The organism is Acetobacterium sp. K1/6 (genome assembly GCF_034438075.1).
GTDB classification, from domain to species: domain Bacteria; phylum Bacillota; class Clostridia; order Eubacteriales; family Eubacteriaceae; genus Acetobacterium; species Acetobacterium carbinolicum.
The window spans coordinates 1-26,311 of sequence record NZ_JAXQGA010000011.1; the positions used below are offsets into that span (position 1 = coordinate 1).

Sequence of the window (26,311 nt, forward strand, 5' to 3'; positions counted from 1 at the left end):
CTCTTGATTATATGACGCCGATTGAATTCAAAACAGCAGACCTTAAAAAAGTTGTCTGAAAAAGTGTTGACAATCCATAAACGTCGAATTATTTTCTATGTCATGTCCATCCAATACCGGCACAATAACAAAATAATCATTACTTAAAACATCTATTTGAGGTTTCCACATTCTCCAGGATATGCCATATCCATGAATGAGAATGATCGATTTATTCTGCTTATTTCCAAATTCTTTAAATAACATCCCGTTGCGCTCCTAATCCATGACTATAAATTTTAATTGTTTCAAATTTGGTTTTGCTCGTGATTTTTTTACATTATACCACCGCCAGGATGTTTCCGTCTCAACCAATTGCGAAGTTTTCTTTAGTCTCCATTTATTTTTCTTTTTAATTGCAATTCGGGAGACCATAAAGCCTCCCGAATTGCAATGTGTTTATTCTTGTTTCCACACTTCTAAAATGATAAAATATCATTACAATCATCGACCATTCCACTCGGATAAAAGTACTGGCTTAACAAGTCTAAAAGCAAAACCAATCTTATTATCATTGTCCTGGAATAATTATTCGTCAATTAAACGTCTATTTTAATAAAATAAAACTATACTTTTCGAAAGAAAAAAAGCTGAATCAATCCGTTGAAGATGAAGTGATTGCTAAAATGCCAGTCGCCTTGTTTTACTAATTCCAGCTATTGGAGTTGTCAATCTGGCACACATCTTTTATTTTATCATCAGTTTTACGCCGAAACCCTCCTTGAAGAAAAATGGGTAAATGGAATTGTCTTCATCCATACGGTTAGTGCCGTGATCGCTCTGATCCTGTCACTTGCTCTCATTCACATCAATAAAAAAAGGCGGCTCGTTTACGTTTGAAAATAATCGAAAATTTCGCAGCCCTTTTTGTTCTCATTCTCGGAATTTCACTAGTGTTAGTTGATCAATATGCCACAACAAAATCACCCCTTTTTTAGTGGTTTGTACCGTATTGGGAGGTGACGTGGGGACGTTTCGGGACCTGTGACATTTCGGATTAACTGTTGGCGATATTAAAGAAATTAGCCTTATTGCCGACAATAGATATTGAACATAAAGACACACTTATCTACAAAAAGGAGACAATGTTTCGATGAAAATAAATTCTATTGATAAAAATTTGTATAACAGCTACAGTCAAATGACAGAAAGGCAAAAATCGATGGAGAAAAGCCAACCGTCCAATCAGGCAGTTTCAAAAAAAACGGATACGCTTGATATTTCAAAAGCAGCCTATAAAACGGCGGTAAGTGACGAGACGATGTCTGCCACATCTGGAAAAGACTCGCTTGGAATAACAAAAGGCCAGAACGCAAACAGTTATGTTATCCATTTTTCTGATTCAGCGATGGTAAGCAGAGCTGTTTCGAGAGGCTATCTTACCGTTAACGGTGTCGATATCCAGCTTTCCGATGATTTAAAAAAACAGTTAACCGAAATAGATAATCAGGCACAAGTTGACCGTGAAGCCGCTTTTTATCAATATATTATGGCACATGATCTGGCAGTCTCCAAACAACAAAGTGAAGCATGGGCAAGTGCCTACAAAGATTTAGCGGAAGCGATTGAAATAGCCGGAAAAATTTCCGCAGGCGGAAAAGTATCCAGTTCTGACCTAAAAAAATTGATGGACACAAGTCCGCAGCTTTATGCGATGGCAATGGCTGCAAAGATGATGGCAGAAAGACAAGAAAAACAGACTGATACTGGAATGACAGACAATGAAGAAACAAGCAAAAGCGATACTGTCGAACAAGGCGTTAGCTGGTCTGATTTTGAAAGGAAATCTTATGAAACACAGATGAGTGTCACGATGGATGATACCCCATCCGTTACCAGTGTTGAAAAAAAAGAAGTTATTCTTTAATAAAAGAATTGTTTAAGCCGTAGATAATGCCCAAGGAGCACACGGGGACGTTTTTTTGTGCTGCCTTTGCCTAATAACGTCCCATATGTTTATTGTCCGTACCGTACTAAAACCAAATTTCGGAGTTGTAATCGTTAACAAACTACGAAAAGGACATCTCATCTCAAAGTATGAGCCCCCTCGAATTCGAGGAGGTTAAAATCTGAATTATGCAAGGATTCCCACCAGCCAAGAAATTCGAGGCTATTTTTCGAGAGTTTTAAACGAACACGCTATTTAAACTATTTTGTTTTGAGAATATCGCGAATTTCTTCAAGCAAAAGCGCTTCTTTGCTCGGCACTTCAGAGGCAATCGCTTCTTCAGACTCTTTTTTTCTTCTAAATGTAAAGAGTTTAATAATCCCAAAAATAGAAACTGCAATAATTAAAAAATCAACCATCGACTGGATAAATGCGCCATAGCGAATGGCCACTTCAACAACCTCTCCACTTGCAGGGGTAATGATAAATTTCAAATCTTCAAAATTAATCCCTCCTAATAGAATCCCGATTATTGGCATTAAAATATCATTAACCAATGATGTGACTATTTTCCCAAAAGCTGCACCAATGATCACCGCAACGGCAAGATCCATGACGTTACCTTTCAATACAAATTCTTTAAATTCTTTTAGCATTTTAAAACCTCCCTGTTATTTTTCACCCGATGCCCCCAGTCCATGCTATTCTAATCGTTCCATTAACTTTAAACTGTAACCAACTTCTATAACTTCTTGCCTAGACAAGATAACCCCTTCGATCGGTCTTTTATTTAATTTAAATACAATCGCTATTTGATTTACTTTTTGTTCAAATTGGATTCGATTAAAAGCAATTTCCACACCTAGTAATTCTGTCATAATTTCTGCTGTACCTTCATGACCAATTGCTGAAATATATGGACTTTCTTTAACTAACCTCCTAGCCGTTTCAAAATCAATATCACTGATACGATATATACCATTCGTTGTTGCAACAGTTCCATTTAAAAATGCGATTGATAATTTATTAACGTTCAAATCATCTTCTCCTTAAATTCTTCAAAATTATGTATAACCTTTGTAAAGGTAATCAAAAAACAAATCAAGAACCTCCTGAATTTAAGGAAGCCAAGGTTCTGGATCATTGCAATAACAACAATGCCGTCATTCAAAAGGCCATTTATACCTCTTATTACTACTCTTTCAGTTTTACGTTTGGTAATACGAAAACTGCCAGCAGTAATCCGATACTTACAATTACCGTAAGAACAATTCCTACTAAATCCATTGACATCGACATTGCATTGGTTACAATACTCGCTATTTTCGGTTCTACCACTTCTTTAAATGTCTCTACATTCTGAATGAGTAATTCGCGAATTTCATTTTTTGTCATATCCGTAGTATTTAAAATACTTGAATCAAGTATCCCCTGGGCAATATAACCAAATACACTTGAAAACAATACTGTTCCTAAAACTGCGACACTAGCAGATGCACCAAGGTTCTGAAATGTCGTTAATAATCCTGAGCCTTCGTTTTTCCATTCTATATTGACGTTTGATAATGCGAGGTTATAGGCCACACTGAATGCAATCCCCACACCAAACCCGATAAAAAGAAAGGCGGAAATAAAACTGCTACCACTGATATCGGTAAAATTCCCCCAAAACGGCATCCTCATCAAGGTAATACCTGTCAGCAACGAAATTAAACCAGCAACAAGCATAATTTTAGGTGAAAAACGGTAAATCAATCGTGTCACAAATAATGACGATATCAACAGTGCGATCGACAGTGGCATTAAACTGATCCCGGTATTGAACGCATTATAACCCAATGCATTTTGCATAAATACTGGCATGCAGAACATAATTCCTGAAAATGTCATCTGCCCAAATAAATACACGAATATGGCGGGTGAAAATATACGGTTACTAAATATCTGGGGATGAAATAAAACCGCTTTATTGTTTTTTACCCGTTTTCTCAACCACATTAAAAGCATAAACAAAAATGCAATTCCGAATAAGATCATGATAAAAGAGGCCGATAATCCAAATAATGAGAGAGTAACCCCGCCAATTTCAAATGGCTGCTTGGCATAAAACCAGCCATAGTCCTGTGCTGTTAATAGTCCTAAAACAATCAAAAACAATCCTAAAGCTGAAAACAAAAAACCCACAAAATCTATTTTCGGTCGGTTTTCTTTTACAATAAAATCTTTTGGTATCACCCCTGAAAATACTAATGCAATTATAGCAACCATCACTTCACCACCAAAGATAACGCGCCATGATAAATATGTGGTTACTGCTCCGCCGATAATCGGTCCGACTGCCAAGGCTACTGCTGCAACTGTCGCATATATAGACATTGCTTTTGCACGGTCACGGCCTTCGTAATTGCTGATTAGTATTGATAAAACTGCCGGCATCATGATTGCTGCTGCAATCCCTTCAATCACCGACCATCCAATTGCTAACATCATGATATTTGCACTCAATGCCGCCGTTAAGGTACCCACACAGTAAATCAATAATCCATATATAAATGCTTTTTTCTTTCCGATAATATCAGACAGTTTCGCTCCTAAAAGCATACAGGATGCCATGACTAATGTATATAATGACATTACCCCCTTGACCGTACTAACGTTTGTATTTAGATCCTTTACGACATTTTCTATCGATACATTCATTGCGGTTGTATCAATCACCATGACAAATACTGCCATTAAAATGACCAATAATATATTCCAGTTACTCTTCGCTTTGTTTATATTTTCTTTCATCTTTTCTCCGTTTTTCGGCCACTTGCGATTGCATAAGCGGCGGCTTTCGCTGCAACTCGTTTATAATCACTATTCCAACGGTTCACGCCAATATAGTCAAAAATAACCATACCGGTATGTCGACAGAAACGATCCATCTGTTCAAGACTGGTTAAGAGTCCATTTCCGGTTCCTCCGGCTGAAGCAATCATTAGAACCTGCTTATCACGCAAGACTTTTTGTCCATTAAATTCGCAGCGACGAAGTCGATCAATAAAGCTTTTCCATGCTTCGGTTGTTTCTCCCCAATAGACAGGTGAGACCAAAATGATGGCATCACTTGCTTCGATCCGAGCGACAATTTCATCAAAGCCATCATTTCCAAACGTACAGAAATTTTCATCTCGACAAGGACCCCAACCGTCACCACATACTTTGCATCGTATTAGTTCGTAATCACACAATCTTATTTCATCGACCTCGGCGCCGCCATCGGTTGCACCCAGCTTTGCCGCATCAATTACAGACTGACATAACCCATCTTTTTTGGGATTACCTGACAAAACACATAGTTTCATTATTTAAATCCTTTCTCTTGCTATTTTTGGTTATTTGTATTTAATGTACTTATTTATTATACGCCTAACTGAGCGATGATCGCAACCTTATGATAAAAAAAGCCATTCTCGTGATATCCCAATGCTTGGCAATTAACACGGTCTATGAAAAACAGGCGCAATAGCGCACAACGAATCAGTTCATTTGAACTGATTCGTTCGTACTTCCTTCATCGCATTCCAAAAATCTTCAAGCTGATTTGACACCAATAAGCGCTCAGTAACCCCACGTCTACAAATATGTTAAGCAACGTATCTATTTATTTACAAATCCACCCGTCTACGCTAATATATCATAATGATCTATTAGCGTAGACAAAGACATGTAATAAAAAAGCCAGACCGAACTAAAACGTCAGATCGATTGGGGAGCGAACTGACAGCACTTTGCAGAAAATATTTATACATAGCCATGAAAGATTGGGTTGTGGCAGCGAAAAAAAAGATCTTGGATCAAAAGGAATTAGAACATGAAACAAAAAATACGTAAAGGTATTCTCACCTATTCAGCCCTGCTTTTTTCCCTAACCTTTTTCTTTATGTCGCCTTATGTCATTATCATGTCGGCCACCAATGGTATAGCAAACGGTAGTGCCTTGTTTTTTGGATTCTTGCTGCTGTTCTCGATAGTCGGAAGTCGCCTGTTCTGTGGCTGGCTTTATCCAGGGAGTGCCATTCAGGAACAGGCCGCGCACTCCAACAGCAAAGCCTGGAATGGGAAATGGAAAAATAGCTCAAAATACATAATCTGGTTTTTCTTGTTAGCTTTTGTTGTCTTTTTATGGATCAGCAACGGTCCCCTCGCTGTCAATTTTTTTAGTATGTATAGTCTGGACAGCCATATTTTTGTCATCTATATGATTGTTGTCACCCTAATCTATATCTTTGCATTGGCAACGGGAAAAAGGGGTATGTGTCATAGCTTATGTTGGATGGCACCTTTTATGATCATCGGAGAAAAATGCGCGGATTTATTGCACATTCCCCGGTTCAGACTTAAAGCCGAAACTGAGAATTGTATTTCCTGTGGACGCTGCAGCAAAAAGTGCCCGATGAGCCTTGATGTTGTGGAAATGGTTAAAACCAATCAAATGGATTCAAATGAATGCATCAGTTGTCTGGAGTGTGCAGATATCTGCCCCAAACAGGTGATTAAATTTGGCATCAGCGCCAAAGTTAAATGATAACTGATTGCACTACTTGTTTTTTTAACAGTTACCAAATGTCTGTCGAATATGACAAATAAAACGTCTCAGGTCATATGAATTCAAAAAATTAAAAGAGGTCCGGATTTCCTGACCTTTGTTTTCTGTCTGAAACCGAGGTTTAAAAACCTGGGTTTCTTTTATATAATGATCCTAGCTGCTTAAAAATGCAGTAGTATGCTTTTCCCATCCTCCTGAAACATGTTCATTTTTTATCTTTTTCATTTACCTTATTAACTCGGTTTATCTCAAACTGCTCCATTACCTACGGTAGATTTTCCACGCTCATTTGCGCTGCCGGGAAATCAGAAACTGAAAGTGAATTGATCCAGGAAACTGTAACTACTTAAAACGCATTTCTTCATCTGGATATTTATCTATGACAACCACAACGGGAATAAATTAGAAATCCAATTTGATGCCCTGATTTTTGATTCAAATCCCATATAACCCCTATAGGTATAGCGATAATCAATTTTCCACTGGTTTTCAGAAATTTGTTTGTTATTGATAAGCTTCATTAATGAGGCGCATTCTGGTTTATCGGTTAATTTCCGTTTGCCGGCAATATAGGTTAAGTCGGTAAGCGAAAGCGCATAGCTTTGAGGCATCATAATATCGGTAATATGGGCGCTAATCGGTGCTCCACTCGACAAACGCTGATACATATTGTGACGCAGCATGTAAGTGATGCCTTTATCAATCAATTCTTCCACAGCATTATCGGTGTAATCAACCGATTCAGAATAAGTGATTAGCGCGCGGATCGTCTTCCCGATTCCGATATAACAAGGCACCTTTCCTAAACAACCGCCATGTTTACACACGCCTTTATAGCGCCAGGTCGTCCTGCAATCTCTTTCAAATAATTGGTAGCTTTTAATCCAATGAAGGGCTGCTTTTGCTTCTTTGCTGTCTGCCAAACCAAATCGGCAATAAGCTTCCAAAAGAAGGGCATTATAGCATGGTACCAGTTCAGCAACTCCTCCCAAGCATGAAAAACCCTGGGGCGTTGATATGTTTTCATTTACATAACTCAGTAATTTTTTAGTGTAGGGCAAGTCCTGAATAAACGGTATTTCGCTTAATCCTAACAAACGAAATACGACAAATAACGGATGATCCACAAAATCACTGGTGAGTTTGGCTACCAGTTTTGACTGGTTTAATAAATTGGTTACTTCATCCCCATCGGGACTTCTTTTATCTTCAACAGCAAGCCGTAAAACCAATGCAGTATCCATCACAACCCCTTTATACATATTATTGTTGTCCATTGTACTCTAATCGTTGCTAAATTTCTAGTTAACCTGCACAAAAAAGCACCCAGAGTTAACCCGGCACTATTTCTGCTCTTGCTTCTTCGGTGAGAACGGAAAAAGTCCTCAATCCACCGATTATAAAAATCGCATTTCAAAAAATCGCATCGCCTGGTCAACCACAGCATCCATATTATAATAGCGATACTCCGCGAGCCGACCGGCAAAAATAACGTTTTTTTCGGCATCGGCTTTTGCTTTGTACAGTAAATAAAGTTCTTGCCATTCCTTTGTCGGAAATGGATAAAAAGGCTCTTCTCCATCACACGGAAATTCTTTCATGATTGTGGTTTTACGGCCTTGCTGTCCTGTTATTTTTTTGTATTCGGTAATTCGAGTGAAATCATAATCGTTGGGATAATTGACGACCGCGGATTTTTGAAACGATTCACAATCATGATCTTCCATCTCAAAACGAACGCTTCGATATTTCAGTTTACCGAATTGATGGTCATAAAAATAATCAATTGGACTGGTATAGATCATCTTGTCATAGTCAATCGCGTCGCGCACTTCTTTATAATCCGTATTCAGCATTACTTTTATGTTCGGACGATCGATCATTTGCTCACACATTTTAGTATAACCCGCTTTGGGAATCCCCTGATAGCGATCGGTAAAATAACGGGTATCGCGATTGAAACGAAAAGGTATTCGGGATATGACCGCCGGGTCCAATTCACTTGGCGCCACGCCCCATTGTTTCGTGGTATAGTTCATAAAGAATTTTTCATAGATGTCCCTACCCGCATTGTTTAAGGCCACATCCTCGCTACTTTTAATCGGTACCACACTTTCCTTTTGGCTTTCAATAAAATCAACCATCTCAAACTGCGAAAAGTTGGTGTTATAGAGCTGATTAATGGTTTCCAGCGTAATGGGCATGGGAATAAACTGTCCGTCCACAAAGCTTAAGACCCGATGCTGATAATCACACCATTCGGTGAATTGACTCAGGTAATCCCAAACCGTCTGATTATTGGTATGAAAGATATGAGGGCCATAGTTGTGAATCAGGATATGATTTGCGTTATAACTGTCATAAGCGTTGCCACCGATATGATGGCGTTTTTCAATGATCAGGATTTTATTATTTTCATTTTGTGCCAACAGATTGGCAAAGGTCAGTCCTGTCAAACCTGCTCCAACAATGAGATAGTTTACTTTCATTTGATTTTCCTCGTATAATATTTGCAAGAAAATAATATATGGCATGAAACGACAGCCTTGCAATCTAGCGTCTGCTTTTATTTCGCATTTTTATGAATGATGATTCTGGTTAATAAATGGTTGTATGATTAAGCATAATTTTGCTTCGGATCGTTCGTTTTATTTCGTTCATTTTACTTCGTTCTTGATCGATCGATTTTTGATCAGGTGTTCTTTACTCTTTTTAATGATATCGCGTTTTTCTGATAGAGTAACGGCTTGGCAATGACAACAACCAAACTAATCATCACCAGGAAGTAGAAGTCCAACCCCCGGGTTACTAACAGTGACGGCGTTAACAATGCGTTTGTAAAGACCCCTTGGAAGACGGCATAGTACATCAATTCGGTAATACCTTGAGCTCCGGGTAAGGGCATCATTTCGACTGCCACGTAAATTGCCGCCTGAAGTAATACAATCGTGACCATTGAAGTTCCACTCATAGAAAATCCCCGGTATACAAAATAGGTAAGAACATACAAACAGTTTCGTTGCAGAAACGTCAAGATAAAAACAACCAGAACTTTCTTTTTGTTAAGCATTAAAAAATTGACAGCGCTATGGTAACCTTCAATAAAGTTTTCGATTTTTTGCTGACGTTCCGGCGAAAATTTAAGGATATGGATTCGAGTTAGAAATCCATCAATCGATCGCGTAATTTGGCGAACAATTCCTGGGATGAACATGGCAGCAAGCAAAACGGCGACGGATATAATATTAAGTGCCAGGCCCAGATAAAATAAAAACATATAGTTTTTAAGATAGTAAACCAACGGCGCATAACAAAAGACCAAAAGCGCAATGCCGATAAGCGCGAGTACCAGCTTGCTAAACAGCGCCAATATTATTAATATCACAGAACTTTTCGATAAAGAGTTTCCATCTTTCCGCATATAATAAAGCTGCATTGGCTGCCCTCCCACAGCAGTCGGTGTGATGGCTGAATAAAAATAGCCGATAAACGAATAAGCCGCACATCGTAGTATACTGTTCGGTTCACCAAGACTACGCATTAAATACCAAATGATAACCGCCTCAAGGATAACAAAAAGCAGCGCCACCAACATGGCTAGGAACAAGTAACCGATTTTCATACTGGAAATGGCCAGCAGGATCGCCGTAATGTCATTGCCTTTAAGCATCGTATACATCGTCAACCCCATGACGAACAGGAAAAAGAGCAGATAAAAGAGGTTTTTATTTACTTTTATAGTCATTCACCAGCCTTTCAATACAGATAACTTCAATTGAATTTATAAAGCTTTTGGGCAACGCGATAGCCGGAAATTGTTAGTTTCCGACCAATGGCACCGGGCATGTTGGTCAATCCACTCATGGATGTGTATTTCAGTTTTAGATAAAGACCTTTATCTAGTGCTTTGAGCTGGCTCCATAATTTGTTTTTTTGAAGCATGGATTCTTCGGAGTTAATCATTAACAATAAGATATTTGTGATGGACATGATGATTGAAAGATATCGACACATATATGACGCAAGTTTTGGTTCTTTCTTTTTGACAACCTGTAAATTTACACAGGTCAGCATTTGTTCGGTTACCCGGATTTGCTGATCGATTCGCTTGAGCATGATATCTTCATTCACAGATTGGTCATCACGGCCAATGAAATAATGATAAAGATCAATATTCATATAGTATAAGTATTTGACATAGGGTAGTGGTTGATAGGCAAAAATATTGTCAACATAGAACGTATGCTCTGGAAGTTTTACGCCGCTTTCTCTCAAAACTGACGTTCGAAAGATTTGAGAATGCATAAGCAAGTATTGAGACGGCTTAAAAAAACCAATATCCTGCCATGTACATAGTTTTTCTTCATCCAACGCATTCTTGTAAGAAATATCATGGCGTATTTCCTCATGCAAATGGTCATAGACGTAATTGCAGATGAACAAATCAGGAATAACAAACGCGTTATCTTTTTGTTTCAACTGACAAAAACTTCTCACTTTAAACATCAATTGATCCAACGCCTGTTGGTCCAGCCAGTCATCGGAATCCACAACTTTGAAATAAATCCCGGTTGCCTGTTCCAATCCAACATTTACACCCGAACCATGACCGCCGTTTTCTTTATTGATGACCCGAATGATGTCGGGATACTTGACGTTATAATCCTCGGCAATTTCACGGGTTTTGTCTTTTGAGCCATCATTGACGATGATGATTTCCACATCACTCCCGGCAAGTAAAAGTGAATCAATACAGCGTTTCATATAATCTTCTGAATTATAACAAGGGACAACGAAGGTGATATATTTCATTTCGTCCACCTTTCAAATCGGCTACCGTGGGGCGATGCGCTTGAAGCGGCATATAATTTTCGACATTCCCGCCTTTGTGGCGCTGATACATTTAAACAGCCGATGAAAGTTATCATCGGCTGTTTTCGTGAAAGCACCAAAACAAATCCCATCTCATCTACTAAAAAATCCATCTGTTTCAGCCCTCACGTTCTACGGCACGCATATAATAATTTATGATGCTTTCCTGTATCGATAATGTTTTTTCATCCTGGCCTCCATTTTTGTCAGTGCATTAAGTAATTGCTATGCTTTTTACTGCACATGGTCACTTCTGATTCATTATAAATTCAATGCATCATAATTGTAACATCACAACCGCTTGGTTATTCTTAAATCAACTGTGCTTGCTTTTGCCAATAAAATGTAATTTTAAGACAGCAAAACAACCATAAGGAGCGTATGCTTTTTCCCCTTATGGTTGTTAAGCGAATTGGGTTGTTGTATCCGATTTAGTTTAGCCAATCAAAAAATTAATCGTCATCGATAAAACAATCCCAATAATACCACAGGCCACCCATTCTATAATCTTTCGGCTTAGTTTATTTTTTTCTTGATACCGCTTGACGGTATCCTCCAAGGAAATGGTAAGTTGGGTAATCTGTTGCGCCATTTCGTTAACGGTACTTTTAAAATCATCTGCTGTTGTGTTTAGAATTTTTTCTGAAATTTCTTCTGTTGGCATTATTTCATCTGAATGATCAGCTCTTTTGAATACACCTAAGCTGGAAGCAACAATTTTTTCGGTTTTATCAATTGAAATAATTGCGATTTGCTTCTTTTCCAACTCAACAAATTCAATCAACATCTTTGGACAGGGTGTTAATTTCTCTTTTGCCTTATTAAATGTCTCGACCACCGAGTCTTTTTTACAGCCATAAATTTTACCTTCATCACCAACACCGATAATCAATTTACCGCCCGATGCATTTGCAAACGATGAAAGGATCTTACTTAACAAATTGGGTCCACCAGTGTGTCGCCTGAACGCCACCCGATTATTATCACCATGATTAATCAATTCTAAAATTTCTTCACTAACATTGTTACTTGACAAAAATTTGCACCAGCTCTCATCACATTCTAGTATGTTCAATTGCAAACAGAGGTCAACAATTAAACGACAATATCCGTCATACTTCCAGCTACATCTAATTGTATTTTACATGCAACTTAATTTATATAACCATGTTATCTAATAAGATTAACGGCGTCAATATTTTTTTTAATATGCTTGCGAGCCGTCTGGTACAGATGAGCGTTTGTATTTAGGCATCCTGCCCTTTATAACAGTCAATCAGATAAGACATCCTTAACAGGAACCGAATATATGCGTCATCCAGATCGATATGACTAATTTCTACGATCCGCTCCAGCCGATACGCCAGAGAATTCCTGTGAACAAACAATTTTTCTGAAGCCCGCTTGATACTGCAGCCACAATTTAAGTAGACTTTCAGTGTCGAATACAAACTGGCTTCATTTTTTCGGTCATATTGCCGCAGGATGCTTAACGCCGGATGGCAGAACAAACCGAGTCGCGACGGAGCATCCACATGATCAAGCAAATCATAGAACTGATAATCGATGTAATCGCAAATGAGATTTTCAGGCTGCAGCCGTTTGCCCAGATTCAGAGCAGAAACCGCCTGATGATAATATTTCGCAAAACTTTCAACATGATCAAACGCATTGCTGACACCAATGCGAAGATGCTCATTATCTACCAAATTCTGCAACGCTTTTAATTGTTCCCCCTCGATACAATCATCTTTTAAGAGCGGCACTAAAACCGCCACCTTCCCCTCATGATAAGTCACATGTGACCCCGTTAAAACTCCTTTTAAAGCCGGAACGATATGATCTTTTAAATGTCGCTCGCCAAGGTAGCGGATCGGAAAAACCGAAAGTGCGATCAGTTTGGAGGCAAACTCTAAGCCGGGAAAACAAATCGGAATGTTCTCCGGCGGTGCACCGATAAGCAGTTCATACAGCAACTGTTGATAAAGCGTGCCGGTCTGAAACAGATAAGCAAAATAATGAGTAATAGTATAACTGATCACATGACTGACAATCTCCAGAATTTCCATATGTTCCGGCGTTACCGGCGTTTCGCCTTCAATCATCAGGATAAAACCGACCTGGATGCCATTATGAAATACCTTACTGCTCAGCTTTCGATGGGGTGATTCAGTGCATGAAACTTCAACAACATCGGTTGTGTGGGCTGCCTGCTGTATCGGCTTAAGCTGTTGAACGGCCTTGATAAAATCATAACTGCAATACCCTCGTCTGATATTGTCCTTCCATAAGTCATCTGTAACTGGAATCGACGTGGAATGAGCCAGAATTTTGAAATTGACATCGCTAAAAATCAGCGAATTTCCGAGCATGATTGAGGCTGTATTAACAACCGCCTGAAGATCCCTGGTCTCATTGGCACGCTTTACGAGTTCTTCATAAATAAGCCCTCCCCCAGAATTTTTCATCAATGTCCGGGCCAGATTGACCGCCGAAAATAATTCTGATGACTCGACCAGAGCGAGATTTTGGATCTTATCAGTCGGAGATTTGTCATCTTTAGCAAGGATGCAGTGACAGGGTAGATTTTCACTTTTTGCTAATTGGCTGCTATAACCAAAGTATAGAATATTTCCTTGAAATGAATTTTGTCGTCCATCAATTAAGGCGATGTCGATAATCTCAGCCTGATTTTCACAAGACGCCTTTGTGATCGGTAAATTAATCGCTATTTTTGTGATTAGGTCATTAAATTTCATACTTATCACTTCCAGATTAAATTATTTTTATGTCTACACATTAAAATTAGAATAGTGCATCATACACAAATTGTCAATGTGAAATCGTTTCCCGTCAATATAGGCAAATTCCAACGAACACAGTATAATCTATTTATTATAAACGCAATTCGTTAATAATAAGGAGGAAACCTATGTATGAAAAACTGTTTCTCGAAGGAACCATTGGAAAACTGAAACTTAAAAATCGTTTGGTTATGTCGCCAATGGGGATTGGGCTGGCTGAGCTGGACGGTTCACCAACGCAAGAGATGATTGCTTTTTATGAGGCCCGTGCCATTGGTGGCGCCGGATTAATCATCCCTGAAATTACCCGTGTAAATGATGTGCACGGTGCCGGAATGCTGCGTCAGCTTTCTGTTACTAAAGATCGTCACATTGAACCACTATCAAGACTGGCGCAAGCGGTGCATAAACATGGGACGAAAATCTTTATTCAACTACATCACCCCGGTCGTGAAACGATGACCTCGCTGGTCGGAGGACCCGTCGCTGCGCCATCGGCAATTCCCTGTAATTTTCTTAAGCAGCCAACACGAGCGCTTGAACATGCTGAAATCAAGGAACTGGTTCAGCAGTTTGTCGCCGGTGCTGTTCGCGTGCAGAAAGCAGGTTGTGACGGTGTTGAACTGCATGCCGCTCATGGCTATCTGATCAATCAGTTTTTAAGCCCCTATACCAATAAACGCGATGATGAATACGGCGGAAGTTTTGAAAACCGGCTGCGTTTTATTGCCGAAATCATCGCCGGTATACGAAACGAATGTGGTCCTGATTTTCCTATTAGTGTCCGTCTTTCTGTCGAGGAATTTTTAAGCAATGTCGGAGTCACCGATGATTATATTCATATTCAGGATGGTGTCAAAATTTCCATGGCACTGGAAAAACTGGGAATCGACGTCATCAATGTAAGCTGTGGTATTTATGAAACTGGCTCGGTTTGTGTCGAACCGGTTTCGTTCCCCCAGGGCTGGCGCCGGGATCTGATCAAAGCGGTTAAAGATCATGTAGCGATTCCGGTAATCGCTGTTTCCGTCTTTCGCGAACCGGCTGTCGGTGAACAGTTTCTGGCCGACGGTATCGTCGATTTTGTGGCCTTAGGCCGCGCCTGGCTGGCGGATGAAGAATGGGGTTTAAAGGTAAAAGAAGGACGGGAAAAGCAGTTGTGCAAGTGTATCTCCTGCCTGCGCTGCTTCGAAAGCTTAAACGAAAATAATGCCGTTGGTCTTCCGCTGGTTTGTTCGGTAAACCCACGTCTTGCCCGGGAACAACAGCTTGGCAACCTCGCTCACGATTCGTTCGACCATAAAGTAGCGGTTATCGGTGGTGGTGCCGCTGGTATGTCGGCAGCCCGCACACTGGCACTTCGCGGTATTCATGTCACCTTGTTTGAAAAAGAAAATACTCTTGGTGGGCTTATTAATATTGCTAAAATGCCTCCTCATAAAGGTGCCATGGACTGGATCTGCCAGTATTATCAAAATGAATTCGATCGTTTGAATGTCGCAGTGAAACTAAATACCGAAGCGACTCTTTCTGTATTAGAAGAAATGGCACCCGATGCGGTCATTCTGGCTACTGGCAGTACCCCCGTTGTACCCAGACGCATCCCTGGAGTCGATGGCGAAAATGTCTTTGGAATTGATCGTGTCCTATCCGGAGCCACCGGATTAAAAGATAAACAGGTGGTACTCATCGGTGCCGGGATGAGTGGAATTGAAACCGCCGAGTATCTGTGTGCCGCCGGAAATTCATTAACCATCGTTGATATGCTTAACAAGGTCGCACCCGACGGAAATGGCACGAATGTTTTAGATGTTACCGGACGTCTGGCAAAATATGGTGCGACTTACATGCTATCCCATGCGTTAAAAGAAATCACACCGGATGGCGTGATTCTCGAAAAAATGGAAGATCACTCGGAAATCAAGATACCAGCTGACGCGGTTGTGTTGTCGATGGGTTATTGCTCCAATAATAGCCTTGCCGAAGAACTAAAGAAAAAATTCGAACGGGTGGAAATTATCGGTGATGCCCTTAAAGTTGACCGCATTGAACCGGCTATCCGGGCCGGCTTTGAAGCAGGCCGCTGTCTGTTTATCGACAAACCCAAAGCCACCAGTTTTCTGACCCCAAAAGAAGACTTGGAAAACTTTGGCAAGCTTTCTCTGATGGATAATCAGGAAGGTCTGTATCTTTGCTTTCTCACCGATCCCGCTGTTATCGCGCGCCTGTTACCTCCACCACTTAAACCTTTTTCAATGCCGGTGGTAACCCTGTCGATTGCGCATATTCACAATCCCTCTTTTGCCGATGATTATTATGAAGCAATCCTGGGCGTCTATGCAATGTACGGAAAAGAACTGGGGCTCTATCCCCTTAGTCTGGTTCTCGGCGGCCCCGGAGCCGAGATGGCCGTTCAGCTTGGTCGTGATAATGGCAGCATTCCCAAAAAAATGGGCGCAGAGTTTGTGATTCGCCAGGCGGGAAATACCGTTATGGCCAGCGTCACCCGTCGGGGTGTTCAGTTAATTGAAGTAAAACTGGAACTCGGTGAGACCAATAGTCCGCTGACTGGTGCCATGTATCAGTTCCCGGAAGCGGGAAAACAGACCTATGGTGGTGGCTTTTATTTTCATTTTGACCGCGAACCGGATAAAGAAGGGGTGTCCCATTTTACCAATGGTGCCTTGCTTCAGAATCTCTGTGAGTACACTTACAAATCCTGGGAGCCGGGTTTTGCCAGTCTGAAGCTTCGTTCCAGCATCGACGACCCCTGGGGTGAATTGCCGATAAACACAATCGTCGGCGGTGCTTACTCTGTAAACAGTTTACTTGTCCATAAGCTAAATCTGGTCGAAAACCTGAATGCCGAAGATATTGTCCCCTATTTAATGGCCGGACGCTACGACCGCACCGCATTTATGGAAACTGGCCGGAAATAAGCCCTCGTAAAACCTGAACGCAAAAATAAAATCACCAAAATACGAAAGGAATTTGATTATGAAACTTGAAAATAAAGTTGCGATTATTACCGGCTCAACGAAAGGCATCGGAAAAGCTGCCGCCATGATTTTTGTGGCGGAAGGTGCAAAGGTTGTCGTTGTCGGGACCAACAAAGAAAGAGGCGATGCCACTGTAAAGGAAATTCTGGCTGCCGGAGGCGAAGGTTTTTTCCAGCAAACTGACGTAACCGATGAGGCCAGCCTGGATGCTTTGGTAAACGCCACCATGGAACATTACGGCCGGATTGATATCCTGGTCAATAACGCCGGCGTCAGCGGCACCACGGCAAATATGAATGATATCAGCAGTGATGAGTGGAATACTGTCCTTTCTACCAATTTAACCGCTCCCTTCATGCTTTGTAAAAAGATCATCCCAGTGATGGAAAAACAAGGTTCCGGTGCCATCGTTAACGTCGCATCAATGGCGTCCACCGGTGCCGGAAGAGGTGGCCTTGCTTATACCTCCGCTAAACACGGACTTCTGGGTCTGACGCGTCAAATGTCGATGGACCATGGCCGTAACGGCGTCCGTATTAACGCAGTCCTTCCAGGGCCCATCGATACCGAAATGATTGCCCGGGTTTTAACCATCCCCCAACATCCGGTTTGTATGAAGATTAAAATGAGCCCGGCCACAAGAGCGGGTGCACCAGAAGAGGTTGGAAAGGCGATTCTCTTCCTGGCAAGCGACGATGCCTCCTTTATTCACGGTGCCAGTCTGGCTGTAGACGGCGGATATACCATCTTCTAAATCAGACAAAAAAATAGCGCCGATTGGGGCACTGTGAAAGTTAAGAGTAGGGATTTTGTGTCCCTGCTCTTAGCTTTTTTCTTCACGATAATTTAGAACCACTTAAGAATAAATAGCACCCCATTGCAATCAAAGACAAAACCACCCGATGCTCAGTCTCCTGCCCATTTGAGCGTTATTCAGCCAATTCTTCTTTAATATACGTCACCGCATTTTTTCCGGCCATCCGGCCTGAATTCACTGCAAAGCCCAGAGAATTGCCAGGCAATACAAAGACATATTTTTAAGGTCCGCGATTAGTTTTATCCAGGCTAACCCCGTTTTTTGCACCAGATAAGATGATTGCTATAACAAACCAATTTTTTTTATTAACTTTGACATCATCTTGTATATTACCTTATAATTAAGAGGAGTCTTATTGAAAGAGGTATCAGAAAATGGAAACAATATCAGAGGAACTCCTTAACTTTCACTGTCCGCGATGGCTTGAACTTCCCGACATTGATTTATATATGGATCAGTTAGTCAGTATTTTAGAAAAGAATCTGGTTATTTTCGAAGAAATTTGGGGTGAAAAAATTATCACCTCCATGATGATCAATAACTATGTTAAGCAAAAAGTCGTTGAGCCGCCAATTAAAAAGCGCTATAACCGGAGCCACCTTGCCTATTTTTTTGTGATTTGTATCATGAAACGGGTTCTCAGTATTTCCGAAACTGGTGATCTGATTACCTATTTAATCAGCCAGCACAAAATCGATTATGCCTACAATTTATTCTGTGATGAACTGGAAAGTGCCATCAAAGAGGTTTTCTCTCCGAAAGTTCAACCGAGCAATCAAATAAAAGCGCCCGAACTGATTATTCTTAAATCAGCCGTGCTTGCATTTGCAAATAAAACGTATTTTCAAGTCAGCATAAAAAAATAGTAAGCAGAGGGGCTTGTGTTTTTCTCCTGCTGTTCGTTAACAAATTGTGTTGTTGCGGCCGGTTCATTTCAGCCAGTCAGAACTAAATAAACATGGCTAAGATTACCCCAATAATGCTGCCGCAATCTATTCCACAATCATTTCGGCTCAGTTTATTTTTTCTTGACACCGTTTGCCCGGATCATCTCGAGAAATGGTGTGCGGGCTAATCAGTTGCGCCATTCGGGATCATCTTCTGGTCCAGTATCGCTTTTATTACGGTTTCATAAATCAATTTATAACCCGACTTATTTGGATGAACGCCGTCCTCGCATAAAAAATCTTTATACTGGCGTTTGCTTAAAAACGCACTGCGTATGTCAATGAGTGGAATTGACAGCTTCTTCGCCAGTAAAACAACCTTTAAATTGTACATTTCCTGCCAACGATAAATGACATCAACACTACCGATCCATTTTAAGATATTTTCTTTGTTTAAGTTTTCTGAAAACCATTCAAAATATCGTTCCGGCACAAGCGGTGGCAACGAGAGCATAATGGGTTTACCTCCATTGGTTTTTATTTCTTCAATCATTTCGGTATAGAGGTCTTCAAATACTGTGGTCGGTGTTTTGGGAATATGTTCATCCTGAGGATTTTCGGCAATCTCATTCCAGGCATAGCTACAGTCGTTGCCACCAAATTCCAGAAAAATGCGGTCATAATTTGAGAGCTTAGCAGCATGGCGTTTGACTATGGATAGCCCCTTCGAAACGGTGATCCCCATCTTCGAGAAATTATCAAGAATAATATTCTTCTGTCCGACCAAGGCATTCAAATCAATTTTCACCAGTCCATAACGGCCGGAATTATTTTGCTGGATGACTCCTTTTCCAATGGAATCTCCAAACACACATATTCTTACATCTTTTTCATGTTCGTTTTCCATAGAATAATCCTCTTTTCATTCATTAATTTCCAAGTTATGATTTGAGTCAATATGGTGTGTGTTCAATTTAAAAACGGATGTTCATTTAACAACATTATCTGTCATACTTCCCGATATTATATAATTACGTTTAGCACATGATCTAGTTTATATGATTATATTATCTAATAACCTTAACGGTGTCAAGGTTTTTCTGCTTAGCCTCACGGCGATAAGGTTTTTGCGAATCGCCCGGTCGTTAGCGAATTTGTCAATTGATTGTAGTCACACTTCAAACCATCTTTTGGTAATACCAGCCAATCGTTTCACGGCTTCCTCAAATTCCCCGCAGCTCAAATAAGAATAAGAAATCCGCAGAGCATTTGTCGGAGCATAGTCATAGATATCTCCGGGATTCAGGAGAACCCCTACTTTTACGGCTTCTTCAAATAATTTTTGCATCGGTATTTTTTTATTAAAGCGCATCCAGATATAAAAACCGCCGGCCGGTGATTTGAAGGATACCCGATCACCCAGATATTGCCTGAGTACCCGGACCCCATGGTCTCTGCGCTTCTCCATTTCAGTTCTGATCTGTTCCAGATGCTGTTCATACATGCCACTGTTCAAAAATTCGGTCATGATCCACTGTGAAACTGAGCTGGCACCATAGTCCATTTGCATTTTCACATCTCCCAGACGATCAATAATTGGCTCCGAAGCAATCACCCAACCGATTCGCAGGCCCGGTGACAACGTTTTTGACACTGTGCCGAGGTAAATAATATCGCCGTTGAGATCCATTTGTTTAATTGGCTGATGATGTTGTTTATCAAAATATAATTCTTCATAAGCACCATCCTCAATAATCGGAATGCGATTGACCCCACAATATTCGAAAAGAGCCTTCCTCCGTTGATTCGACATTGTGATACCAGTGGGGTTATGGTTGGTAGGAATGGTGTAGAGGATTCGGGTCCGTTGATCCGTCCTGGGAAGCCGATGATGCAAAATGCCTTCCTCATCCATGGGGATACTTTCCAGCGTAATTCCCGCTGACTGAAAAATCTGCAAGGATTTCAAATAGGTTGGTGCTTCAGTGTAGACTACCGAGTCTGCCGAAAGAATACAGACGGATATGAGTTGTAGTGCCTGTAAAGATCCGGAGGTTATCAAAACCTGATCCGGGGTAGCTATAATCCCAAATTTTGTTACATACCTGACAATCGCACAACGCAACTGATAAAGACCGGAAGCTTCCAGATAATTCAAGGACGGAATATTCTCCAGCGGTTTTACTGCTTTTTTCCATAGTTCTGATGGAAACAGAGCCGGATCCAATTCCCCGGTCCCCAGACGAAGGATGCCTGGCGTAAATTCAAGTCGATTGATCGCTTGAATCATGGCATGATTAGACTTAAAACTACCCAGGTTCACATAACGATTCCAGATGCTGTTTTCAGACAATAACAGCGTCCAGGTATTGCTGATAATCCGGGTTCCGCCCTTAAAATTACTCTCAATGATCCCATCGGCGGCCAGCTCATCCATGACAGTGGTAATCGTACTGCGGTTAACGCCCAACTTAGCGGCCAGATCCCGTTGAGAGGGCAACTGAGTCCCGACTTCCCAGGCACCGGATTGAATTTGAGCGCTAATAAAGTGGATAATCTGCCGGTAGATTGGTATCTTTGAACTGCGATCAGGTAACCACTCAAAAGTGCAGGTCTGTTTTTTATTCATTACGCTGTTATTACTCCTTTTGGCTGGTTTTAAACTAACATATGGCTGGTTACAAAACACCAGTTTCTATTTATGATATAAGTATAATCAAATTATATCAGAAATAAAGGTTAGAAATATAATTAAAAGGAGTTTCTATGCAATACTTTTTACAAGGCCTTCTCATGGGATTGGCTTATGTCGCTCCAATCGGGATGCAGAATTTATTTGTGATTAATGGCGCTCTGGCTCATAGCCGGAAACAGGCGCTTTTGGTTGGGCTGACCGTGACACTTTTTGATGTAGCTCTGGCCTTTTCCTGTTTCTATGGCATTGGTGCCATTATGGACTATTATAGCGGGCTAAGAGCGCTGATCCTGTTTTGCGGCAGTTTAATCGTTACTTATATTGGCGTCACACTACTTCTGGCGAAGACTGAAAACAAACCAACCGAAGGTGCGGTTTTATCGATCCGTAAGATGGTTGTCTCAGCATTTGTGGTGACCTGGTTTAATCCCCAGGCATTGATTGACGGAACCATGATGCTTGGTGCCTTCCGTGTCTCCCTGCCAGCGGATGATGCCCAGTACTTTATCATCGGTGTGGCGTTTGCCTCGCTGATCTGGTTTACCGGGCTCGCCCTTGTTGTATCTTATTCCGGCAATCTTATCAAAGGCCGAACCTTACGGTATATCAATCTGGTTTGCGGTATTATTATTATACTTTATGGTCTGGGACTGATGCTTAAACTGATCCAACTGGTTTTTTGAGTTTTGACGTGCTACGTGCACCGCTTTGAACCCAAAACCTTTTGGTAGACAGGACGTTTTTTTGCCAGTCTACTTATCTCATCGCCACTTAATTCAATTCCTATATCACAGTACTCTTTCTGTGAACCCAAACAAGTTTGTTTGAATTTTCAGCAAACGTTCAACATCATTACTCCTAAGCGGTCTGCTGTAGAGGTAGCCCTGCAGGTAATCACACTTTACGCGTTTCAAACGGTTAGCCTCTACTTCTTCCTCAACCCCTTCAGCAACGACCATTAATCCCAAACCATGGGCAACGGAAACAATCCCCTCCATCACCTGAATACTCTCCATCCGAATGAACTTATCCTTTAAACTTTTATCAAGTTTAATCTTATCCACCGGCATAAAGGTTAAATAATTTAGGGATGAGAAACCTGTCCCAAAATCATCCAGGGCGATCCGGATCCCCATTTCTTTTAACTTTTTCATAATATTAATGGCCTTTTCCTGATTGTCGATTAACACACTCTCGGTTATCTCTATTTCGATCAACGCTGGATCAACTTTTTGTTCATCGAGGCTGTTTGCGATATATGCAACCAAATTTTCATCATAAAACTGATTTCCCGAAATATTAATCGCGATCCCTTTGACTGGATAGTTTGCATCGATCCATTTTCTTTGTTGACAGATTGCTTCCTGGATGACCCATCTGCCAATGGGAATGATTAAACCGGACTCCTCTGCCACCTGGATAAAGACGGCTGGCGAAAGCGAGCTGTCCTGAATCCGAATTAGTGCCTCAAAATAAGCGATCGCTCCGGTTTGGGCGTCGATTACGGGTTGATATAGTAAACGGAATCGCTGATATTCCAGTGCTTCTCGGAGTATTTTTTCAATTTTAAAACGCTCATGGAAGGCGGACGTCATCTGCTCATCAAACATCATGCACCGGTTTTTGCCATTATTTTTGGCACTATACATAGCAATATCGGCTTTAACAAGCAGCTCATCCACCGTCCGCCCATCAGCTGGATAAGCGGCAATTCCGGCGCTTACGGTAATGTGAATCACGACCCCTTCAATGTTGATTTTCTTTCTGAGCTTAGCCATTGTGACCTCCATGCAATGACGAACGTCACATTTTTCACTTTGGTTTCGATGCCAGATTAAAAATTCATCGCCTCCCAATCGGAAGGGGATCGTATTATCACAACACATCTTTTCACGCAGGATCTCGGCTACATAACGCAATAAGTGATCCCCGTAATTATGACCAAGAGTATCGTTAATTGTTTTAAAGTTATCAATATCCAATAAGACGATATTTCCGTGCACATTATTTAATAAGTCCCTAGTGAGCAACTCATTAAATTTCCGGCGATTGTATAACTCTGTCATCGGGTCGCGATCGGCCAGAAATTGAATATGCTGTTCCTTTTCTTTAATCGTATCAACCATATTCCTTAATTCCACCAGGACATGATTGTAGTAAGCGCCCATTTGCCCGATCTCATCTTTGGTCTTCACTTCAATTGCTCGTGTAAAATCACCTTGTGCAACAAAACCCAAACTATCCACAAATTGCTTGAATTCCCGGGAAAAAGAAGTGCTGTAAATGATGATCAGCCCAACAGTCAAAGCAATAATGATTAGCGTAATCATAATGGCATTGGCAATCATATCGCTCACCGAAGAAAACAATTCGGCAAAGGGCGTCATCACAACTAATTTCCAGCCAGTGCTTGCGAGGGTTAAATAATCGGCTCTAAAATCCTGGCCGCCTAATGCAACATTGATTGACCCCTCACTATTATTCATAATGGTATCGGCGATGACGCCTAATTCCTGATCCTGCTCAATTGCTAGCTTCATGACCTTTTGGGGGTCTTTATGCGCAATAAAGCGTCCCTTTGTATCAATCAGAAAGGCATAACCGGACTCACCCAATTTCACTTCTTTAATGATTTTTTGGATCGTTGTCAAGTCGTAGTCAGCCGAAGCGACACCGATGATGCCGTATTCGGTGCTTATCGGGACTGCTGCAGTAACCATTGAGATTTTTGTCACCTCATCGTAGTATGGATCTGTCCAGCCAACTCCTTTTTCGGTGTTTTTCCCGATAAGATACCAGTCGTATTAAAATAATCATAATCTTCTGACTCGTACGCTTCACTATAGACAATGGTCTCCCCTTCTTTGTGGAGATAAGGCCCAAAATATCGGATGTTTTTATCATAAACCCCGCTTTCCAGCCACAGTCCACTGCCGAGGGTGTTTTTATTCATCGCCAGGAATTTCTCAATAATGCCGCGATAATCCGTCTTTGTCAGCGTATTTGCCTGGACTTCATAAACAGCAGCGACGGCTTCTGCTATTTGTCTATTCGTGGTAAATTCAGACTCAATCGATGCTTCGATGGTATTGAGGGCTTCTGTTACTCTTGCTTCGATTTGTTCTTCTAATCCCGCCTTTGTTTTTAACACCGAGGCAGCCGCAATCGATACAGTTGCCAGTAAGATGATCGGGATGAATGCAATCAACATTTTCGTTCGGATGCTGGACAGCTTATTAAAAAAGTTCATCGACTCCTCCCAACTGTAAAATCAGCTGAGATAATAAAACACTCTTCAGCTTTTAAAAAGATAATCGGCTGTACGCCCATTAACACCATTCTTTACCCCATTTCATTCAAGTGTTTCACAAAAGAATTTCGCAAAAATCGATGGATGGATTCAGTTTAGTGTACCCCAGAAAACCCGCTTAAGTATTTCGCCAATGTAAAGATTGCGTTAAGAGTTTGTTAGAATTTGTCGTTATGTGACTGCTTTAATCAAAAATTTACTGAACCCATTCCCCCAATTAATACGCAAACGCAAAAGAGAGACGTGGCCCGCAAGGGAAGCGTCTCTCTTTGTAATTAATAATAAGGGGACATTTAGTTTTCTTTTTGCGTCTCAGGTCGCTTTACCCAATCCGCCATCGCACTTCGCATGATAAATATGAATGCGCTAAAAAAAACCAAACGCATCAGCAAGATTGCAATTTGGTCCGCTATGACAAGCCCCCTACTCTCCAATTATTTTAACTAAAACCCGTTTATCTCGCTTTCCGTCAAATTCAAAGTAAAAGATTTGTTCCCATCTGCCAAAATCCAGCTTGCCATTGGTTACTGCCACCACTGTTTCGCGGCCCATAATGGTTCGTTTGAGATGACCATCAGCGTTATCTTCAAATCCATTATGATGATACTGACTATATGGTTTTTCCGGTGCCAGTTTTTCCAACCAGTCTTCATAATCCTGATGTAATCCACCTTCGTCATCATTAATAAAAACACTGGCGGTAATGTTCATGGCATTAACTAAAATCAGTCCTTCACTTATCCCACTCTCAGCCAGGGCTTTTTCTACATCACCGGTGATATTGACCAGGCCTCTTCGTTTAGGCAAATTAAAATGCAATTCTTTACGATAAGAAATCATGGTTTTTGCTCCTTTTTTTCTTTATTCTCTAACTAACGCATACAATTTCATGTCTTCTGTCTGACCATTTTTAATGGCATTTTTTCTAAGCAGTCCTTCTAGTTGAAAACCAGCTTTTTCAAGAATCCGGCACGAACCCAGGTTCCGGGCAAAAGGTTCGGCAAAAATTCGGATGATATCGGTTGTTTCAAAAACAAGTTCACAGATCTGTTTTACTGCCCGAGTTCCATGTCCCTGTCCCCAATCGGGTTCGGCAATATAATAACCCAGTTCAGCCGTTCGAAAGTGAATATTATCTTTGCGAAATACACCGATACTCCCAATAACCCGACCCTCATCGGTAATGGCATAGGCAAAGGTATTATCGGCTTGTGAATCCTGCATGGCCTTGATATATTCTTTTGCATCCTCAACTGTATAGGGAAATGGTAAGCCATCCCGCAGGTTTTCCAAAATTTTTTTGTTATTCAGGGCTGCTGCCAACTGATTGGCATCTTCTTCTGCCCATTTACGCAGTGTTGTTTTCAATTCGTTATCCTCCTCATTCTAGAGATATTTTTTAATGA

At 40.9% G+C, this 26,311-nt stretch carries 21 protein-coding genes and 1 pseudogene; 6 read left to right on the plus strand and 16 right to left on the minus strand.

The annotated features are described in order from the left end of the window. The first annotated feature begins 1,132 nt into the window (after positions 1 to 1,132). Positions 1,133 to 1,906: a hypothetical protein gene (locus U2P91_RS10950; RefSeq protein ID WP_322519612.1), complete on the plus strand. Its 774-nt coding sequence runs from the start codon at positions 1,133 to 1,135 to the stop codon at positions 1,904 to 1,906. Positions 1,907 to 2,187: 281 nt separating this feature from the next. On the opposite strand, the gene mscL is transcribed toward U2P91_RS10950, so the two are convergent. From mscL to U2P91_RS10970, 4 genes are all read right to left on the minus strand, one after another. Then, a complete protein-coding gene (gene mscL, locus U2P91_RS10955; RefSeq protein ID WP_111888134.1) occupies positions 2,188 to 2,583 on the minus strand; it encodes a large-conductance mechanosensitive channel protein MscL in 396 nt (131 codons plus the stop codon). Between the two features lie 45 nt (positions 2,584 to 2,628). After that, positions 2,629 to 2,964 carry a YddF family protein gene (locus tag U2P91_RS10960; RefSeq protein WP_322519613.1) on the minus strand — a complete coding sequence of 112 codons (336 nt, stop codon included), beginning with the start codon at positions 2,962 to 2,964 and terminating at the stop codon, positions 2,629 to 2,631. Between the two features lie 157 nt (positions 2,965 to 3,121). Then, positions 3,122 to 4,720: an MFS transporter gene (locus tag U2P91_RS10965; protein WP_322519614.1), complete on the minus strand. Its 1,599-nt coding sequence runs from the start codon at positions 4,718 to 4,720 to the stop codon at positions 3,122 to 3,124. Then, a complete protein-coding gene (locus U2P91_RS10970; RefSeq protein WP_322519615.1) occupies positions 4,717 to 5,277 on the minus strand; it encodes a flavodoxin family protein in 561 nt (186 codons plus the stop codon). The genes U2P91_RS10965 and U2P91_RS10970 overlap by 4 nt, the downstream gene beginning before the upstream one ends. Before the next feature lie 509 nt (positions 5,278 to 5,786). Here U2P91_RS10970 and U2P91_RS10975 point away from each other — a divergent pair. Beyond that, positions 5,787 to 6,500, plus strand: a complete 714-nt coding sequence (locus U2P91_RS10975) for a 4Fe-4S binding protein (RefSeq protein WP_322519616.1) — start codon at positions 5,787 to 5,789, stop codon at positions 6,498 to 6,500. A gap of 398 nt (positions 6,501 to 6,898) precedes the next feature. Here U2P91_RS10975 and U2P91_RS10980 read toward each other — a convergent pair whose 3' ends face one another. From U2P91_RS10980 to U2P91_RS11005, 6 genes are all read right to left on the minus strand, one after another. Next, on the minus strand, positions 6,899 to 7,765 hold the full coding sequence (locus U2P91_RS10980) for a hypothetical protein (protein WP_111888139.1): 867 nt from the start codon (positions 7,763 to 7,765) through the stop codon (positions 6,899 to 6,901). Between the two features lie 153 nt (positions 7,766 to 7,918). Further along, positions 7,919 to 9,010, minus strand: a complete 1,092-nt coding sequence (gene glf / locus U2P91_RS10985) for a UDP-galactopyranose mutase (protein WP_322519617.1) — start codon at positions 9,008 to 9,010, stop codon at positions 7,919 to 7,921. Positions 9,011 to 9,213: 203 nt separating this feature from the next. After that, a complete protein-coding gene (locus U2P91_RS10990; RefSeq protein WP_111888141.1) occupies positions 9,214 to 10,266 on the minus strand; it encodes a lysylphosphatidylglycerol synthase transmembrane domain-containing protein in 1,053 nt (350 codons plus the stop codon). Between the two features lie 26 nt (positions 10,267 to 10,292). After that, positions 10,293 to 11,333, minus strand: coding sequence for a glycosyltransferase family 2 protein (locus tag U2P91_RS10995; RefSeq protein ID WP_111888142.1), 1,041 nt, complete (start codon positions 11,331 to 11,333; stop codon positions 10,293 to 10,295). A 496-nt stretch (positions 11,334 to 11,829) separates the two neighbouring features. Next, positions 11,830 to 12,429, minus strand: coding sequence for a helix-turn-helix domain-containing protein (locus U2P91_RS11000; RefSeq protein WP_162624494.1), 600 nt, complete (start codon positions 12,427 to 12,429; stop codon positions 11,830 to 11,832). 211 nt (positions 12,430 to 12,640) lie between these two features. Beyond that, entirely contained in the window at positions 12,641 to 14,152 is a 1,512-nt protein-coding gene (locus U2P91_RS11005) for a PucR family transcriptional regulator (RefSeq protein WP_322519618.1), read from the minus strand. A gap of 173 nt (positions 14,153 to 14,325) precedes the next feature. Here U2P91_RS11005 and U2P91_RS11010 point away from each other — a divergent pair, with 173 nt between their 5' ends. The 3 genes from U2P91_RS11010 to U2P91_RS11020 all read left to right on the plus strand — a co-directional run bounded on the left by U2P91_RS11010 (position 14,326) and on the right by U2P91_RS11020 (position 18,879). After that, positions 14,326 to 17,136 carry an FAD-dependent oxidoreductase gene (locus U2P91_RS11010; RefSeq protein WP_322519619.1) on the plus strand — a complete coding sequence of 937 codons (2,811 nt, stop codon included), beginning with the start codon at positions 14,326 to 14,328 and terminating at the stop codon, positions 17,134 to 17,136. Positions 17,137 to 17,194: 58 nt separating this feature from the next. Next, positions 17,195 to 17,950, plus strand: a complete 756-nt coding sequence (locus U2P91_RS11015) for an SDR family NAD(P)-dependent oxidoreductase (RefSeq protein ID WP_111888146.1) — start codon at positions 17,195 to 17,197, stop codon at positions 17,948 to 17,950. 437 nt (positions 17,951 to 18,387) lie between these two features. Beyond that, on the plus strand, positions 18,388 to 18,879 hold the full coding sequence (locus U2P91_RS11020) for a DUF1836 domain-containing protein (RefSeq protein WP_111888147.1): 492 nt from the start codon (positions 18,388 to 18,390) through the stop codon (positions 18,877 to 18,879). A 205-nt stretch (positions 18,880 to 19,084) separates the two neighbouring features. On the opposite strand, the gene U2P91_RS11025 is transcribed toward U2P91_RS11020, so the two are convergent. Beyond that, a complete protein-coding gene (locus U2P91_RS11025) occupies positions 19,085 to 19,807 on the minus strand; it encodes an SGNH/GDSL hydrolase family protein (protein ID WP_111888148.1) in 723 nt (240 codons plus the stop codon). A 264-nt stretch (positions 19,808 to 20,071) separates the two neighbouring features. Continuing rightward, entirely contained in the window at positions 20,072 to 21,529 is a 1,458-nt protein-coding gene (locus tag U2P91_RS11030) for a PLP-dependent aminotransferase family protein (RefSeq protein WP_111888149.1), read from the minus strand. A 137-nt stretch (positions 21,530 to 21,666) separates the two neighbouring features. Between U2P91_RS11030 and U2P91_RS11035 the strand changes: the two genes are divergently transcribed. After that, positions 21,667 to 22,278: a LysE/ArgO family amino acid transporter gene (locus U2P91_RS11035; protein WP_322519620.1), complete on the plus strand. Its 612-nt coding sequence runs from the start codon at positions 21,667 to 21,669 to the stop codon at positions 22,276 to 22,278. 105 nt (positions 22,279 to 22,383) lie between these two features. Here U2P91_RS11035 and U2P91_RS11040 read toward each other — a convergent pair whose 3' ends face one another. The 4 genes and pseudogenes from U2P91_RS11040 to U2P91_RS11055 form a co-directional block, all read right to left on the minus strand. Beyond that, on the minus strand, positions 22,384 to 23,982 hold the full coding sequence (locus U2P91_RS11040; protein WP_416173382.1) for an EAL domain-containing protein: 1,599 nt from the start codon (positions 23,980 to 23,982) through the stop codon (positions 22,384 to 22,386). Next, positions 23,977 to 24,845: pseudogene (locus tag U2P91_RS17970) on the minus strand (cache domain-containing protein); the annotation flags it as partial. The pseudogene U2P91_RS17970 and the gene U2P91_RS11040, both read right to left, overlap by 6 nt. A gap of 483 nt (positions 24,846 to 25,328) precedes the next feature. Further along, complete coding sequence (locus tag U2P91_RS11050) at positions 25,329 to 25,745, minus strand: secondary thiamine-phosphate synthase enzyme YjbQ (RefSeq protein WP_322519622.1); 417 nt, start codon at positions 25,743 to 25,745, stop codon at positions 25,329 to 25,331. A gap of 21 nt (positions 25,746 to 25,766) precedes the next feature. Further along, positions 25,767 to 26,273 (minus strand): GNAT family protein, encoded by a 507-nt coding sequence (locus tag U2P91_RS11055; protein WP_322519623.1) that lies wholly within the window; start codon positions 26,271 to 26,273, stop codon positions 25,767 to 25,769. Positions 26,274 to 26,311: the final 38 nt, after the last annotated feature.

Bases quoted from the DNA above. Each gene is read 5' to 3' on its own strand.
- U2P91_RS10950 (WP_322519612.1), top strand. From the start codon at position 1,133: ATGAAAATAAATTCTATTGATAAAAATTTGTATAACAGCTACAGTCAA.
- mscL (WP_111888134.1), bottom strand. From the start codon at position 2,583: ATGCTAAAAGAATTTAAAGAATTTGTATTGAAAGGTAACGTCATGGAT.
- U2P91_RS10965 (WP_322519614.1), bottom strand. From the start codon at position 4,720: ATGAAAGAAAATATAAACAAAGCGAAGAGTAACTGGAATATATTATTG.
- U2P91_RS10970 (WP_322519615.1), bottom strand. From the start codon at position 5,277: ATGAAACTATGTGTTTTGTCAGGTAATCCCAAAAAAGATGGGTTATGT.
- U2P91_RS10975 (WP_322519616.1), top strand. From the start codon at position 5,787: ATGAAACAAAAAATACGTAAAGGTATTCTCACCTATTCAGCCCTGCTT.
- U2P91_RS10980 (WP_111888139.1), bottom strand. From the start codon at position 7,765: ATGGATACTGCATTGGTTTTACGGCTTGCTGTTGAAGATAAAAGAAGT.
- glf (WP_322519617.1), bottom strand. From the start codon at position 9,010: ATGAAAGTAAACTATCTCATTGTTGGAGCAGGTTTGACAGGACTGACC.
- U2P91_RS10990 (WP_111888141.1), bottom strand. From the start codon at position 10,266: ATGACTATAAAAGTAAATAAAAACCTCTTTTATCTGCTCTTTTTCCTG.
- U2P91_RS10995 (WP_111888142.1), bottom strand. From the start codon at position 11,333: ATGAAATATATCACCTTCGTTGTCCCTTGTTATAATTCAGAAGATTAT.
- U2P91_RS11005 (WP_322519618.1), bottom strand. From the start codon at position 14,152: ATGAAATTTAATGACCTAATCACAAAAATAGCGATTAATTTACCGATC.
- U2P91_RS11010 (WP_322519619.1), top strand. From the start codon at position 14,326: ATGTATGAAAAACTGTTTCTCGAAGGAACCATTGGAAAACTGAAACTT.
- U2P91_RS11015 (WP_111888146.1), top strand. From the start codon at position 17,195: ATGAAACTTGAAAATAAAGTTGCGATTATTACCGGCTCAACGAAAGGC.
- U2P91_RS11020 (WP_111888147.1), top strand. From the start codon at position 18,388: ATGGAAACAATATCAGAGGAACTCCTTAACTTTCACTGTCCGCGATGG.
- U2P91_RS11025 (WP_111888148.1), bottom strand. From the start codon at position 19,807: ATGGAAAACGAACATGAAAAAGATGTAAGAATATGTGTGTTTGGAGAT.
- U2P91_RS11030 (WP_111888149.1), bottom strand. From the start codon at position 21,529: ATGAATAAAAAACAGACCTGCACTTTTGAGTGGTTACCTGATCGCAGT.
- U2P91_RS11035 (WP_322519620.1), top strand. From the start codon at position 21,667: ATGCAATACTTTTTACAAGGCCTTCTCATGGGATTGGCTTATGTCGCT.
- U2P91_RS11040 (WP_416173382.1), bottom strand. From the start codon at position 23,982: ATGACGCCCTTTGCCGAATTGTTTTCTTCGGTGAGCGATATGATTGCC.
- U2P91_RS11050 (WP_322519622.1), bottom strand. From the start codon at position 25,745: ATGATTTCTTATCGTAAAGAATTGCATTTTAATTTGCCTAAACGAAGA.